10 protein-coding genes are annotated in these 15,182 nt (G+C 61.0%); 3 read left to right on the forward strand and 7 right to left on the reverse strand.

Features of this window, described 5'->3' with window-relative positions; genetic code table 11:
* The first annotated feature begins 32 nt into the window (after positions 1 to 32).
* From KYT97_RS17650 to KYT97_RS17660, 3 genes are all read left to right on the forward strand, one after another.
* Positions 33 to 1,178: a cation:proton antiporter gene (locus KYT97_RS17650; protein ID WP_095887359.1), complete on the forward strand. Its 1,146-nt coding sequence runs from the start codon at positions 33 to 35 to the stop codon at positions 1,176 to 1,178.
* 245 nt (positions 1,179 to 1,423) lie between these two features.
* Positions 1,424 to 2,461, forward strand: coding sequence for a GGDEF domain-containing protein (locus KYT97_RS17655; protein WP_245005858.1), 1,038 nt, complete (start codon positions 1,424 to 1,426; stop codon positions 2,459 to 2,461).
* A gap of 64 nt (positions 2,462 to 2,525) precedes the next feature.
* Complete coding sequence (locus KYT97_RS17660) at positions 2,526 to 3,650, forward strand: GGDEF domain-containing protein (RefSeq protein ID WP_072782667.1); 1,125 nt, start codon at positions 2,526 to 2,528, stop codon at positions 3,648 to 3,650.
* Here KYT97_RS17660 and KYT97_RS17665 read toward each other — a convergent pair.
* From KYT97_RS17665 to KYT97_RS17695, 7 genes are all read right to left on the reverse strand, one after another.
* Positions 3,637 to 5,964, reverse strand: coding sequence for a putative bifunctional diguanylate cyclase/phosphodiesterase (locus tag KYT97_RS17665; protein ID WP_045065512.1), 2,328 nt, complete (start codon positions 5,962 to 5,964; stop codon positions 3,637 to 3,639). The two genes, KYT97_RS17660 and KYT97_RS17665, sit on opposite strands and share 14 nt — an antisense overlap.
* Before the next feature lie 204 nt (positions 5,965 to 6,168).
* Positions 6,169 to 7,803, reverse strand: a complete 1,635-nt coding sequence (locus tag KYT97_RS17670) for an MFS transporter (RefSeq protein ID WP_033233869.1) — start codon at positions 7,801 to 7,803, stop codon at positions 6,169 to 6,171.
* 29 nt (positions 7,804 to 7,832) lie between these two features.
* Positions 7,833 to 8,990 carry a VWA domain-containing protein gene (locus KYT97_RS17675; RefSeq protein WP_219110345.1) on the reverse strand — a complete coding sequence of 386 codons (1,158 nt, stop codon included), beginning with the start codon at positions 8,988 to 8,990 and terminating at the stop codon, positions 7,833 to 7,835.
* Entirely contained in the window at positions 8,987 to 11,170 is a 2,184-nt protein-coding gene (locus tag KYT97_RS17680; RefSeq protein WP_181317482.1) for a DUF5682 family protein, read from the reverse strand. The genes KYT97_RS17675 and KYT97_RS17680 overlap by 4 nt, the downstream gene beginning before the upstream one ends.
* Before the next feature lie 8 nt (positions 11,171 to 11,178).
* A complete protein-coding gene (locus KYT97_RS17685; protein WP_095887362.1) occupies positions 11,179 to 12,279 on the reverse strand; it encodes an ATP-binding protein in 1,101 nt (366 codons plus the stop codon).
* The gene (locus KYT97_RS17690; protein ID WP_095887363.1) at positions 12,276 to 13,760 is read right to left on the reverse strand and encodes a DUF5691 domain-containing protein; all 1,485 of its coding nucleotides are present in this window, start codon (positions 13,758 to 13,760) and stop codon (positions 12,276 to 12,278) included. Before KYT97_RS17690 ends, KYT97_RS17685 begins: the two co-directional genes overlap by 4 nt.
* Entirely contained in the window at positions 13,757 to 15,046 is a 1,290-nt protein-coding gene (locus tag KYT97_RS17695; RefSeq protein WP_095888041.1) for an SWIM zinc finger family protein, read from the reverse strand. The genes KYT97_RS17690 and KYT97_RS17695 overlap by 4 nt, the downstream gene beginning before the upstream one ends.
* Between the last annotated feature and the right edge of the window lie 136 nt (positions 15,047 to 15,182).

Consider the following 15,182-nt stretch of genomic DNA (forward strand, 5'->3'; position numbering starts at 1 on the left):
GGCACAGGCACCAAACGGCGAGGAGATCATTGGTGACATTCGACGTACTCGCATTGGTTGCTTTCGCCGGGCTACTCGGGCCGCTGCTGGCGGCACGCGAAGGCTGGCATATCCCGGTAGTCGTAGGCGAGTTGGCGGCAGGTGTCATTCTCGGGGTCACCGGATTCGGATTGCTCGATGCGACTGACCACACTTTCACGTTCATGGCCGATATCGGTTTTGCGTTGACGATGTTGGTGGCAGGCTCGCACGTCCCCGTTCGCGATCCTGCGGTTCGGTCGGCGATGGGTAAGGGCGCGGTCCGCGCGGTGATGGTCGGGGTTCTGGCCGCTGTCGCCGGGTACGCGGTGGCATCGGTTTTCGATACCGGTCACGCCTTTCTGTACGCGGTGCTCATAGCGTCTTCGTCTGCAGCACTTATTCTTCCGATCGTAGATTCACTCGCACTTGGTGGAACATCCGTTCTGCAGATGACGGCACAGATCGCCATCGCCGACACGGCATGCATCGTGGCGGTGCCGCTCGTAATCGATCCCGGTAACGCGGTGCGTGCGGGGCTCGGTGCATTCGCCGTCATCGCCGCTGCGGTCGTGCTCTATTTCGGGCTCCGGTCATTCCACCGTTCCGGAGCATGGCGGCGGCTCCACAAGTTCTCGGAGAAGCGTAAGTTCGCCCTCGAACTGCGGATCAATCTGGTGATCCTGTTCTCTCTGGCGGCGCTGGCAACAACCACTCACGTCTCCGTCATGCTCGCGGGCTTTGCTTTCGGTTTGGTCCTTGCGGCGATCGGTGAGCCCCGGCGCCTGGCGAAACAGCTCTTCGCCGTCACGGATGGCTTTTTTGCGCCGCTGTTCTTCGTGTGGCTCGGCGCTTCCATCAATCTTCGGGACCTCGTCAGCAATCCGTCGTCCATCTGGCTCGGTGTGTCTTTAGGCATGGCAACGCTCGTAGTGCATGCCGTGGTTCGGGTAATGGGTTTACCTCTTCCGCTCGGCATATTGTCTGCTGCGCAGCTCGGTGTTCCCGTTGCCGCGGTAACAGTTGGCTCGCAGCTCGGCGTGCTCGGCGACGGTGAGCCTGCAGCAATTCTGCTTGGCGCGATGATCACCGTCGGTGCCGCGACATTGGCCGGTGCAAGTGCGGCACGGTCGGGTCGATTACTGGCAGGGAAACGGTAAAACCTTCATCGCTGCGACCTATTTTCGGTTCTCACGAAAACATGCACAAAGTCAGTTCCCCGAAGTATTCATGCACTTGATCCCCGCGACTCTCCGAACAAATCAACCTGGTGATTGTTAGTTTTTCTTCGCTGGAATTCAATGCCAAAATAGGTGTCATGCGCACCCCTGTCCATCTTCCAACAGGGGGTAACTCATGGAATTTGCTCAATGAGTGGTACCACGAGGAGCACGACTACGAATGGATGAAACGCCAGCGCTCCAGCCGCGCGATTCAGCCTCTCTGTCGCGCCTTGCTCGGCATCATGTCGATGATCTTCGGTCTTACCGCGCTCGTTAAACTCGTCGGGCCCGACGCGCCGCCGACAACACTCGGGAAATACCTGGGGGCGATCGTGGTCGTCAGTTGTTTTGTCATCGCGGGACTTTGGTTCACTCGCCCCTTCCCCGGACGGCGTGGACTTATCGCCTTTGCAATTTTTGCCGACATCGGTCTGGCTGGGGCGGTTCTCATGGTGACTGATCGCGATTCAGCGACTTTCGGGTGTATCGCCTTTGCCGTGAGCGGTACTTACGCGACATTGTTCGTCAGCGCTAAATGGCTTCTGGGACACGTAGCCTGGGCTACCGGCGTCAGCATCATCGTTTTTGTTCTTGCTTTCGGTGCGGGAACAGTCGACCACGGCACACTCCTTGCCCGCGCATTGGTCCTATTTGCCGCAGTAACCCTTCTCCCGATCTTCTCGCATCTGACGTGGCGCATGATGTATCGAGATGCCCGCGAATCGGACCACGACCCCCTGACCGGTCTATTCAACCGTCGTGGACTCGACGCGGCGGTTACGGTTCTGTTCGATCAGGCCCGCGATGATGCGTGGTGTCTTGCATTCATCGTGGTCGACATCGACAAGTTCAAGTTGGTCAACGATGTACACGGGCACCCCGCAGGCGATCGGGTAATCCAGAGAACAGCCAACCGACTCAGCGCTCACCTCGGTCAACGGGCCGTAGTCGGTCGAGTCGGCGGTGAAGAGTACCTCGCAGTCATAGCGGGGCCACCCGAGATGATCATTACGTTGACCGAAGGCATTGTTCCGGCACTCTCCGATTACCCGGACCCGATACGCACAACGGTGAGCGTCGGAGTGGCGATCATGCCAACCGAGTCGAAAGCATGGACGGGTGGATCGTCAGCAATCTCGGTTGCGTCGAACGTCGCCGATTCGATGATGTACCAGGCGAAGGCTGCCGGAGGAAACGGCGTCCGAACCACCAGTATCTGAGCTGAAACTGCACTGAGGGACTGATTGCCATGCCTTCCCGAACTTGAATGCGAGAATGAACCACATGTCCAGTTCGGAAAGCGTGCGTTCGAGGAACACCTCGTGGCGCACGCTCAAGGAATGGTTCGACGAACCACACGATTACGAGTGGATAAGTAACCAACGATCAAGTCGCGCTATCGCGCCGATCTTCCGTGGCCTGCTTGGCGTAATGACTGCCATCCTCGGATCGGGCGCATTCTTCAAATTGATCGGACCCGATGCACCGACAGCCAGTGCCGGCAAATTCCTGTCGGTCTGCATGGTCATCGGATCGCTTATCGTCATGACCTGTTGGTTCACGCTGCCATTTCCCGGTAGACGCGGACTGCTCGCATTCGGCATATTCGCCGACCTCGGAATCGCGTCGGCAATTCTTCTTGTCCCCGACCGCGACTCGGCATTGTTCGGGTGCATCATCTTTGCGATAAGCGGTACCTTCGCAACGCTGTTCGTCAGTGCGAGATGGCTTATGACGCACGTAATCTTTGCAACGTCGATCACCACCCTCATCCTCGTGCTCGCCTATCAACAAGGAACCGTCGACCCCACGACCATCGCGGCCCGAGCCACCGTTCTACTTGGAGCCGTGACCATCGTGCCGATTTTCTCGCATTTGACGTGGCGAACCCTCTACCGCGATGCCCGCGATTCCGATCGTGATCCTTTGACCGGACTGTTCAACCGCCGCGGCCTCGACGCTGCGGTCATCGATTTGTTCGATTCGGCCCGGGTACAGGAAAAATGCCTGGCATTCATAGTCGTCGACATCGACAAATTCAAAATGGTCAACGATCTTCACGGGCATTCCGAGGGCGACCAAGTAATTATTCGCACTGCCAACCGCTTGAAGACGCATATAGGAGATCAGGGCGTCGTAGGGCGGGTGGGCGGCGAAGAGTACCTGGCTGTCATTTCAGGATGTCACGAAGAAATTGGCACGTTGATCGACGGCATCACTTCTGCAATTTCGGATCATTCCGATCTCGTCCCGACCACCGTGAGCGTCGGGGCAGTGATAATGCCGGCGGGGTCGAAGGCCTGGACCGGTGGATCGTCCGCAATATCTGTGGCATCGAATGTCGCGGACTCGATGATGTATCAAGCGAAAGCCGCCGGAGGAAACAGTTTGAGGGCTACGGAAATCTGACGAATGGATGAATATGGCTGCCTGATTCAGTCTTCGTTGCGGCAAAATATTCTTCCAAATTCGCCGCATCCAGGGGCTTGCTGATGTAAAAGCCCTGAACAAGTTGGCACCGCGCGGCTTGAACACGTCGCAATTGCACTGCCGTTTCGACGCCTTCAGCCAACGACTTCATCCCTAGTGTTCCGGCAAGTTCGACCACCGATTGCACCACCGCCATCGGCTGGTCGGCACAGTCGACGATAAACACGCGGTCGATCTTGAGGACGTCGATGGGCAGCCTCTGCAAAGTCGCGAAAGACGAGTATCCGGTACCGAAATCATCCAGAGCTACGGTGACCCCCAGCTCGCGCAATCGGTGCAGATCTGCGACAGCCCGATCGTCGACGACCCCGGTTTCGGTAATTTCGACCTGCAACAAATGCGGTTCGAGTCCGGTGGTTCTCAATACATCGACAACGGTGGCAAGAAAGCCCGTGGACACCAGCTGAACGGATGAGACGTTGACGGTGACCGCGATGCCGTCTGGCCAATTCGCGGCAGCCGTACAGGCAAGCTCCAAGGCCCGCGCCCCGAGGGGAATGATCATCCCGGTTTCTTCAGCCACTCCGATGAACTGGCGTGGTCCGAGCTGACCTCGCACAGGATGGTTCCACCGAATCAATGCCTCGAACGCCACCACCTGACCGGTCACCGCGTCTACCTGGGGCTGATAGTGAAGTTCGAATTGGTCGGCCGCGATTCCACGGGCGAGCTCCTGTTGAGCGGTGGCGCGCTCCGATGCCCGCGCCCGCAGCGCCGGGGAGAATCGGCCCACCCGGTTACGTCCTGTCGACTTGGCCTCGTACAAGGCAAGATCAGCGAGCATGACCAATTCGTCGACGTCGGCGGAGTCATTCGGGTTGGTCGCGAAGCCGATGGTCGCGCGTACCTCGATCCGGTTGCCGTCGACGAAGAACGGATCGTGCAGGACGTCGAGATATCGTTCGAATGCGCCTCGCTCGCTCTGGCCTGCGGGCATCCGGGCGATGAATCCGAACTCGTCACCACCCATGCGCGCGCACACATCCGAATCCGCTACGGCGCACAGTCGCTCGGTGACCGCGAGCAGCAACCCGTCTCCCACCGGATGTCCCAGCGTGTCGTTGACGGATTTGAAGTTGTCGAGGTCGAGGATCGCGACGTGCACCTGGCCTTCGTCACGGTCCGCGATTGCCTGCTCCAGCGCTTGTCCGAATGCTCGCCGGTTGGGCAGTCCCGTCAGGGCGTCGGTCTCCGCCTGCCGCAAAATATCCTGCTCGCGGACGTACCACTCGGTGATGTCGGAACCGACGCCGCGCCATCCGAGCATTTCACCGTCCTCGCGGATTCGTGGCTTTGCGGAGAGCGACCACCAACGGCAAACGCCGTCGACGCGGACTGACACCACCAGATCGCCGAAGGGCACCTGGCGTTCGAACTTGTCGACCAACAGATCAACTGCCTTCCGGCCCTCCGCGCTGGAGGTGATGGCAAGTTGGTCGAGCATCTGATCGAAAGTCCTGTCCTGTAGCTCGCCAACCGCTAACCCCGTTACCTCGGCGAACCGGGGCGACGTGTGGGTGAAGCGTCCCGCAGCGTCGACTTCCCACAGCCAGTCGCGTGATCCACCTTCGAATCCGTCGAGCAACAAGGCCACTGTCTGACGTTCCGATTCGGCTTGCATCTCGGCGAGCCACCTCCGCTTGAACGACGCGGACAGATACAGCGCACCGATTGTGAGTGCAAACGTGTAGATCACCAGTTGAAGCATCAAGACCGAGAGATACGGCTTCGTGTGGGACAGGAAGATGATGAACAACCCAACACCGTGGATATATATCCAGGTCAGACTGGCTGAACGAAGCGTATAGAAATTGATGGTTCCGGCGCCCATGAGACCGGCCATTGTCGCGATCAGGATCACGTCATCGGTTGCCGTCTCGGAAAACAGCAGCGCGAACAGAACGACGTCGAGGACTCCGAGGACTACAACCTCGAACATCAGACCGATGTAGTCCCGGCGAACAGATCGTTGCGCTCGCTTCTGGCGCAACGAGACCCACGTGTAAGTCGAGTTCAGGAAGACAAGAAGAATCGCCACCGCGCCGACCCAGCGAATCAGGTGCTGCTCCGGAGGAATGACAAACACGAGCACCGAACTGATGCCGGCCATGATGGCAAAGTTCGCCAACGGTGCGACGGTGACGGCCTCGTCTACCTGGCGGCGGAAGAAGTCGCTGCGCTCGGATTCCGGCAATGCCGCCCGGCGACTTGTTTGTCGGACAGAACTCAACATTCAGGTGGCCTGAGACCGTGGCGGATCGCAGCCGGACGCTGGTGTCCGGGCATCGGTTCCTCCTTTGTCGCCATACCGATCGGATTGCCGGTTGAATGGAGCTTTCCAGACTTTTTGGCTGTTTCTTCGCTCGACGTTAGCCGACTGCGAGTTTCCAGTTCCCGAAGATCGCCATTTCTCGACGTGAACGACGCAAAGCAGTTGTCAGTCGGAGGCAGGAATTCCGTTCGTTCGATCGTCGGACCCGACCGGTATCCGCGGAATCCGGCCGGTCGCGAACAGCGCCGCGACGGCAAGGAACGCTGCGACGGCAAAAGCAACACGCAGAGCTTCGAGTCTGGCCTCGGAATTGACGTCGACGATCGCCGCAGAAGTCTGCTCGTTCACGCCGGCCTGCGCCAAGGAGTCTTGAAGTTGGGTGGTCGAGAGGAATGGAACACCGGACACCATATTCGTCGTGGCTTGTTGCTGTACCGCTGCTGGAACAGCCGGATTGTCCTCGATCCCGGCAATTGCCGACGTTGTCAGTGTTGCGATCAGCACCGATCCGATCAACGCCGTTCCCAGCGACGCACCGAGGTTGGTTGCAGTGTTCTGTAATCCACCTACTTCTGCGCTCTTGTCGTCCGGCAGCGCCGACACCGTGACGGCTCCGAGTTGTGACGACAGCGCCCCCAAACCGAACCCGAGGAACAACATCGGAACCATCACGATCGCGGCATTTGCGCCCGGATCCATCCCGGCAACCAACAACAGGATGCCGACAATCATCGACAACAACCCGATGCGGACGACGCGACGGGGATTCGCCGTCGGCCGGAGCTTCGGAATTCCGATCGCGGCCAGTACCAGGGCTGCCGACAACGGCAGGATTCGCACCCCGGTCTCGAGTGCGCTCAGTTCGAGAACCACGGACAGGAAAAGCGGCACCGCAAAAAACACGCCCGCTTGAACGAGGAATTGGGCAAAGAACATCGAAAGCCCACCTGTCAGTTGCCGATTCCTCAGCATGTCCGGATCGACAAGTGGTTCCTTACCTACACTGACCAACCACGCTTCCCAGCGGAGGAAGCCGTAGACAACCAACATCCCACCGAGCAACAGCCACACGACCGGCGACATCCCCAGCATCTCCGGCCCTTGGGGTTTGGCCTGCAACCAACCCCATTCACTCGAACGCAGAACACCGAAAACGATCATGCCGAGGCCTGCCACTGACAATAGGGAACCCACACCGTCGAGGTGGCCCTTGGTGGGGGCAACATCGGCAACCTTTCGCAACACCAACAAGATCGCAACTACAAGGACGACCTCGCCGAGGAAGACATACCGCCACGACGCGAAAGTTGTGACAGCGCCCCCGATCAGTGGTCCGACGGCAACTGCCATCGCTCCGGCGGCCGCTACCAATCCGTATGCGGCCGGACGCTTTTCCGCCGAAAAGTTTGATGCCACCAGCGCCACGATCGCCGGCATGATCAATGCCGCACCGATCCCCTCGAGGAGCGACCATCCGATCAGCAACACGGCAAGATTGGGCGCGATCGCCGTCGTGAACGACCCGACCCCGTAGATGACCAGCCCCAACCCGAAGGCCCGCCGCCGGCCGATCATCGAACCGACCTTGCTGCCCGTGATCATCAGGGTCGCCATCACCAGGGTGTACAGCGTGATAGCGGTTTGGATACCGGTAATTGTGGTCCCGACATCCGCGGCCACGGTCGCCATCGAGACGTTCATGACCGAACTGTCGAGAGTCATCAAGAATTGGCCGCATGCCAACACTGCGAGGACCAAACCAGAACCTGCTTGTGTTGCCGATGTCTGCGCACGGGTCATCGCGAGGGAATACCCGAACATGTGTTCTTTCAAGCAGGGCGATTTTTGTCTGCCCACGCACCGACGTCACCGCGTTCCAACGCCACCGCAAGCAACTCCGGGAACTTGTCCGGCGTACACGCAAAAGCAGGAATGCCCAGCCCGCCCAAAGCGGCGGCGTTGTCGTGATCGAACGAGGGTGCACCGTCGTCGGAGAGGGCCAGCAACACCACCACCTGCACCCCTGCTGCTTTCATCGCGGCCATTCGTCGAAGCATCTCGTTGCGAATTCCGCCCTCGTACAGATCGGAGATGAGCACGAACATCGACTCGGACGGCCGTGAGATCAACGACTGGCTATAGGCGATCGCTCGGTTGATGTCGGTGCCGCCGCCCAACTGAGTTCCGAACAGCACGTCCACCGGATCCGCTAATTTCTCCGTCAGGTCAACCACCGCGGTATCGAAGACCACCAGCGACGTCTTCAATGCGCGCATCGACGCCAGGACTGCGCCGAAGACGGAGGCGTAGACAACACTGGACGCCATCGAACCCGACTGGTCGATGGCCAGTACCACGTCACGTTGTACGGCCGTGGATTTCCGTCCGTAGCCGATCAGTCGTTCCGGCACCACAGTGCGATACTCGGGCAGGTAATTCTTCAAGTTCGCCGCGATGGTGCGGTTCCAATCGATGTCTCGCAGCTTCGGATTGGACGTCCGGGCAGCACGACTGAGCGCCCCGGTCACCGCTGCTCTGGTCTTCTGAGCAATGCGCTCCTCCACTTCGCGCACCACCTTGCCCACCACCATCCGGGCGGTGGCCTTGCTGGCTTCCGGCATCACCTGGTTGAGGCTGAGCAGGGTGCCCACCAAGTGCACATCAGGTTCGACGGCATCGAGCAGTTCCGGTTCCAGCAGCAGGTGCGTCAGTCCGAGTCGTTCTATCGCGTCCTTCTGCATCACCTGAACCACGGTGCTGGGAAAGTAGGTACGGATATCGCCCAGCCACCGTGCAACTTTTGGCGCCGACGCACCCAACCCCGCTGAGCGCCGAGTTCCCTTCGTAGGTTTCGAACTGTCGTAGAGAGCGGCCAGAGCGGCATCCATCTGCGAGTCTCCCGGCAAGCCGAGTCCGCCCGTCGACTCCTCTGCGGATTCACCCAGCATCAAGCGCCATCGCCGCAGCCGCTGATCGTCATCGCTCATGCGTTGACCCCCAAGATATCCGAAACGACAGCCATCGCTGCCCGGCCGCGTCTTGCATCGGTCTCGACTGAGGTCTCGGTGACACGGCCACCGCGCACGGCCTGCCCGATCGCGCGCCGCTCCCCCGCCTCGAATGCACCGAACGTCCGGCGCAGCAACGGGAGGGTGTCGATGAAATCCTGCTCACGCAGCTGCCCAACCCAACTGTCGATCAAGTCCAGTAGCGCTCGATCGTGCACCAGGACCAGCCCACCGCCGCCGAGGAAACCGTCGACCCACCCTGCCTTGTCCACTGGCGCGCTACCGATGGACAGCGCCCGTGACAACCGCTGCGCCGCATCGAATTCCGAAATCGATCCGGCATCACGGAGCAATCGGACCATCCGACCCGTCAGAATCCCGTTGACGTCGTCACGGTCGATGAGACCTGAGACCACCTTCAGCCATCGCACGATGGACTCCGGATGGTCGCGCATCAACACGGCCGCGTGCACCTTGTCGAGATGATCACGGAACTCTTCGGCGCTCGCGTCGTCAAGTCCGGTAACCGCCACCGGCAGGCCGGTGCAGATTCGAACCAACAGTCCGTCGGCAACTTCCGTCAGAGCAGACACGTCGGTACCGCGCACGTCACCGTAGCGCAGGGTGCGTGTGAGTATCGGCAGCGCTGCCATCAGATGTGTTACGTCATGATCAAGAGCTGCAACAGTTTTGACACTCGTCAGCACCCGGGTCAGCGCGTCCGGAAGATCAGCGAGGAGGCACTGTTCCAAGAGTTCGATCAGCGCAGCGAGCGCAATATCGGGTGCCTGAACTCGTGCCTCGATTTTGGCCGCAGCTCCGACCGATACCGTTGTTCCCCACAGCGATGCCTCGATCACCGACACCGCAAATTCCGGCTTCCATTGCAATGCCCACGTTTCCCGGAAGGTACCCGTAGAACGCACTTCGTCCTCCGCCGGCACACCCCAGTCGATATCGAGGAGAGCCAACCTGTGCAGGAATCGTGAACGCTCGACGTCGATGTCGCGGCGCAAGTCCAGATCAAGGTTCTTCGCGCCCGCCTGTTGCTTGAGACGCAGCGTTTTTGCCCTGGCCCGCAAGTCTGCTTCCAGCGGAACCGTCGGAGTTTCTTCAGGCACTTCACCCAAAGACTCACCGACCACCAGTTTTCGGGTGATCAGATCGAGCAACACGTCGTTACCGTCGCACATCACCGACCTTGTCGCCTCTGTCACTTCCGACAAGCCGGCCAGAGGCCGAGAGCGTATGACTGCCAATGCTTCTGCCAGTCTCACCGCTTCGATGACGTGTGCACTCGAGATCGGCAGATCTTCGGCGCGAAGCACCCGGGCAACCTTGGTCAGCCAGCGGGCAACAGTCTTGTCCTGCGCTGTGAACAGGTGGTGATACCAACCCGGCGAGGTGATCCCCGCGCCGTACCCCGATACGGATGCCAGTCGCGAATGCGTCCAGGGAACCCACGTCAACGACGTCTTGATCTTGGTCATTCCCTTGAGGATTCGAGCATCCACCGAAGCGGGACCGAGCGGGCCCACCAACGCGGGCGCATGCCACGCACCGCACACGACGGCCACTCGCTGCGCGCCGTCCTTGAGTGTTTTTCGCAGCACCTGACGCATGTACGCCTCACGGTGCGCCGTCTCCTCGTCAATCGGAACGGTCTCCCGAAGTGCCGCCATCGCATCGGTGATCGCATCGAAGACATCCGAGCTACCTGTACCCGAGTTGGATTCGATGACGGAATCCCACCAACGCTCGGTATCGTCGTAACCTGCAGCCGCGGCCAACTCGGCCAGCGGGTCTCCTTCACGCGTGCTCAGTTCACGCTGATCCGCCAACATATTGTGCGCCGGTAGGTCGCAGAAACGGGCCTGCACACCGTTTTTCGCGGCCCAGTCAAGTGCCTGCCACTCTGGTGAGAACACCGCAAACGGCCAAAATGCGGCCTTCGACGGTTCGCCCGTCGCATACGCCAACAGGGCAACCGGTGGCGACATGGTTTCCGATGCCGCCAGCATTACCAGTGGATCTGCATCCGATGGACCTTCGATCAGGACAACTTCCGGAGCAAACTCCTCCAACCCGCGCCGAACGGCACGCGCCGAACCCGGCCCGTGATGACGGATCCCGAAAACTCGGACCCTGCTGTCCTGCATGGCAAATGTCACCCGGTGACCTCGCGGCAGGCCCGGTAGAAGTCGGACCAGTCGCCTCGTTCACGCACCACGGCCTCTAGGTATTCGTTCCACACCACGCTGTCCGCTACCGGGTCCTTGATCACCGTGCCGAGAATCCCGGCCGCTACGTCTGATGCGCGCAGGACACCGTCACCGAAGTGCGCGGACAACGCCAAGCCGTTGGTGACCACCGAAATCGCCTCTGCTGTTGACAGCGTCCCGGATGGGGACTTCAGCTTTGTCCGACCATCTGCCGTGGTGCCGGAACGCAATTCGCGAAATACCGTGACGACTCGACGAATTTCCTCAGCCGCTGCCGGAACGAGTGGCAACTCCAGCGCCACACCCAATTGTTCGACCCGCCGCGCCACAATGGCCACCTCGTCTTCCTCGCTGGCAGGCAGAGGCAGAACGACGGTATTGAATCGTCGACGCAATGCGGAGGACAGATCGTTGACACCACGGTCGCGGTCGTTGGCAGTGGCGATGAGGTTGAAGCCCTTGGCCGCCTGCACTTCCATACCCAATTCGGGCACGGGAAGCGTCTTCTCGGACAGAATCGTGATGAGAGCGTCCTGCACGTCGGCCGGGATGCGCGTCAACTCCTCGACTCGAGCGATCTTCCCGGTTTCCATCGCGTTCATCACCGGCGAGGGCACCAACGCGCCAGCGGTAGGGCCTTCGGCGAGCAGACGCGCGTAGTTCCAGCCGTACCGGATGGCTTCTTCGGGTGTGCCGGACGTGCCCTGAACCAAGAGCGTCGACGCCCCCGATATCGCAGCCGAAAGGTGCTCGGACACCCAGGTTTTAGCGGTTCCCGGCACTCCGAGCAAGAGCAGTGCGCGATCGGTCGCGAGCGTCGCGACGGCGACTTCCATCAGCCGACGCGGGCCCACGTACTTGGGAGAAATGACGGTACCGTCCTCGAGAGTGCCGCCCAGTAGGTAGGTGACGACCGCCCAGGGTGAGAGGTTCCACGACGGTGGCCGCGGACGCGTGTCGGCCGCCGCCAGTGCGGCTAACTCATGTGCGTATTCCTGCTCGGCGTGCGGACGCATCAGTGAGGTCGGATCAACAGTGGCACTCATGTGAGCTCCTCGAGCAGTGTCTTGCGGTGGACAATGGCGTTGGCGGTCTTGACAAAAGCTTGCTGCCAGTCGAGATCACGGGCACGTTCCGCAGCTCGGCCGAGCACGGTTACTGCGCTGTACGGGAAACTGGCCTGCGCAAGACGCAGCGACTCGGAGTACTTGTAGCGCGAGAACTCGGCAGATCTGGCCCCGCCATCTGCACGCCTGGCCGCGGCGCGTTCCCACTGCGCCACCACGGAGGCTGTGATGTCGTCCGGCCACGGGCGAGGCAGCGTCTGGAAGATCGCCGCCCGGTCCGGATGCAGGATGTTCGCGTCACCAGTTCCCGACAAGAGGAGATCGGCCAGATCGCGCGGCGGAATCATCGGGAGCAGGCGCCTGTCGGTGGACAGACCACGCGTGCGGAAAATCGCCTGAGCCCATTCCGAGTTATGTTGGAGTACAGTGGCCGTGGACCAGGCGTCGTGAAGGATCGGTTCCCAGGTTCGGTCGAGACTCAGGTTCAGAACTGCCGACGGTTGACCGATCATGTTGTTCCACAAAGACAGTGGAGCTGCACTGATCGCCTGCCGTACGTACTCGGCGCGGTAATCGGTGTGTGGGTTGGGCCGATCCTCGATCCCGTCGCGCTTCGCAGCCGCATCGATTTCTTCGGGGGCCTCGACCACAAGTCGCACACCGGACTGTGTTCGTTCGATCCGCACCCATTCCTGGACGCGCCGAGCCATACGTTCACCGAAAGGCGACTGCGGCAGTCGGGCGAGAACCGTCGCTGCTTCACGCCGGACATCCTTGCGCCTGTCGTCGAGGGCGCGTTCGAGCAAGGGCACGTCATCGGCACTCAATCCGGTGACGAGAGCTGCGACAAACGCTGCTTTGTGTTCTCCCCGTTCCGTTTCCCAGGATTGTGTCAGCTCTTCCGACGCCTGCGCCGGCTCGCTCCGGCGGGTATCGGCCAACCACCGGAGGCGTTCTGCCGGCGTTCCGTGCCGCCACCCGTCGACGCCGCCGCTGCGGTTACGAATCAGCATGGACCACTCGGGATTTCGGGCAGCTAGCCACTGTCCGCGCTCGCCGACGATTCGCAGGATTCTCTCACGGTAGACCTCACTGGCTCGTGCATAGGCCAGTAATTCCGCGACCAGATGATCCGGTGCCCGGAAGTTTCGCTCGAGCGCCAGCGCAAACCACTCGTCGAGTAGCGTCGCCTTGGCGGCCAGCATGGAAAGCAGATGCACAGAAGACGATTCGGGGAGAACCAGCCGCGGGTCGTCCTCCGCGGGCGCAGGCAGGTCGGCAGTGACGGAACCTGCTCCCCCGGCGCGGTAGGCCCTGGCCAGTGCCGTCGCCTCCAGCAGCACGACTGCCGGATCGCCGCCAAGTCGCGTGGCAGCCGAACGGACATCGACCGGGAGATCATCGAAACTCGGTGCTGTACGCGATGTTCCGAGCAGAGCCGCCGACATGAGAGTGCTCACAGTGCCGTCACCTGACCACTCACGAATACCGAGAATGCCTCGATGTATCGTGCATTCCACGTTCCGCAGACACTCACCGGATACCCGCCGGAGATTCCGAGGAGTGTCCACATCATGCGTGAATCACCTTCTGCCGGCAGCGCTGAACCGGACTTGTCCACCAGAAACCATGATCCGTCGACATATGACGGCGTCACATCGGTGACCACAACCGGCCACGACCGCAACCACGGATCAGCGCTGACTGCGTCGGTGTAGTGCTCCAGCGCCGCCGCAATATTCCCCGGCGGCAGAGTCGTGAACGGCTCCGCGTCACCATGTGTTGCTCCGAGTCGTGCCCGCAGCGCCGCCGCACCGGGATAGAAGTGCAGGTCTGCGTCGACAACATGTCCGACGGGCGGCACGACACCCGAGAAGTTGGGGGAACCGTGGGAGAAGTCGAGCAAAATCGCCCAGCGTCCCGTAGCTCGCCCCCGGAGCCACGTGGTGCGGGTGAAGAGCCGCTTCTCCTCCGTGATGCGTGAACCCATCACCATCCAGAGTTCGCGAACAGCAGGCAGTTCCATCACACTCTCGGTGGACACCGGGTATCCGACGTGCGCTCGCACCGAATCCCGAAGTGGACCGGGAAGTTGGTCCATTCTCTGATGCGCAACAACAAGGAGATGCAGGCGTACGAGTTCACCCAACACCAGTTCGGGCCAGTTCTCCGCCCCGGCCACCGCCCCGGCCAGCGACCGGAGCGCTCCGGCAACCCCCGGCGCCTGCGCGTCGACCATGCGTGCGGCCACTCCGTCGAGCGCTTCCCAGGAGATATCCATCGATGCCAGGCCACCACGTATCTGGTCGGTGATCCACAGGTCCAATTCGACCAATCCGCTTGCCACTCGTTCGGCGCGTTTCTGGGCTGTGGCCGGATCGGCAACTGCCTTGGCGGCAGGTACCGGTTGCTGTGCGGCCTTCCCCTCCCGTTGTGCCAACCACTCCGCAGCGAAGTCGAGCGGTTCCGATGCCACCGGGACGCGTCCGGTCGACCATTCGAGGAGAAGGCCGAGCGCGTGCTTGCACGGGAACTTGCGGCTGGGGCACGAACACTTGTAGGCGGGACCGCTCAGGTCGACTATCGCCTGGTAAGGCTTCGATCCGCTGCCCTGGCACAGTCCCCAGAGGCCGTTCTCGACCTGCCCGGTCTGCGACCACGAACCGGCCAGTTTCTGCGCAGCTGCCAACGAGGAGGCGTCGGGAGCTACCGATGCCACCTGCCCGGCAGTCCACGGCGAAGTCACTCGAACACCGTAGGTCACGCTGCCGACACCACCGCTTTCAGACGCTTCACCAGCACATACACAAAGCTCGAAAAAACTTGTCGGCATGATGTCGAGAATCCGTGGCTTGCTACGTCCCTGTAGTGAAGTGCGACCA

Origin of the sequence: Rhodococcus globerulus, assembly GCF_019334125.1 — a bacterium.
Lineage (GTDB): Bacteria > Actinomycetota > Actinomycetes > Mycobacteriales > Mycobacteriaceae > Rhodococcus_F > Rhodococcus_F globerula.

Excerpts from the sequence above, each read along its gene's own strand:
- KYT97_RS17655 (WP_245005858.1), top strand. The coding sequence starts at position 1,424 with ATGAAACGCCAGCGCTCCAGCCGCGCGATTCAGCCTCTCTGTCGCGCC.
- KYT97_RS17660 (WP_072782667.1), top strand. The coding sequence starts at position 2,526 with ATGTCCAGTTCGGAAAGCGTGCGTTCGAGGAACACCTCGTGGCGCACG.
- KYT97_RS17665 (WP_045065512.1), bottom strand. The coding sequence starts at position 5,964 with ATGTTGAGTTCTGTCCGACAAACAAGTCGCCGGGCGGCATTGCCGGAA.
- KYT97_RS17670 (WP_033233869.1), bottom strand. The coding sequence starts at position 7,803 with ATGACCCGTGCGCAGACATCGGCAACACAAGCAGGTTCTGGTTTGGTC.
- KYT97_RS17675 (WP_219110345.1), bottom strand. The coding sequence starts at position 8,990 with ATGAGCGATGACGATCAGCGGCTGCGGCGATGGCGCTTGATGCTGGGT.
- KYT97_RS17680 (WP_181317482.1), bottom strand. The coding sequence starts at position 11,170 with ATGCAGGACAGCAGGGTCCGAGTTTTCGGGATCCGTCATCACGGGCCG.
- KYT97_RS17685 (WP_095887362.1), bottom strand. The coding sequence starts at position 12,279 with ATGAGTGCCACTGTTGATCCGACCTCACTGATGCGTCCGCACGCCGAG.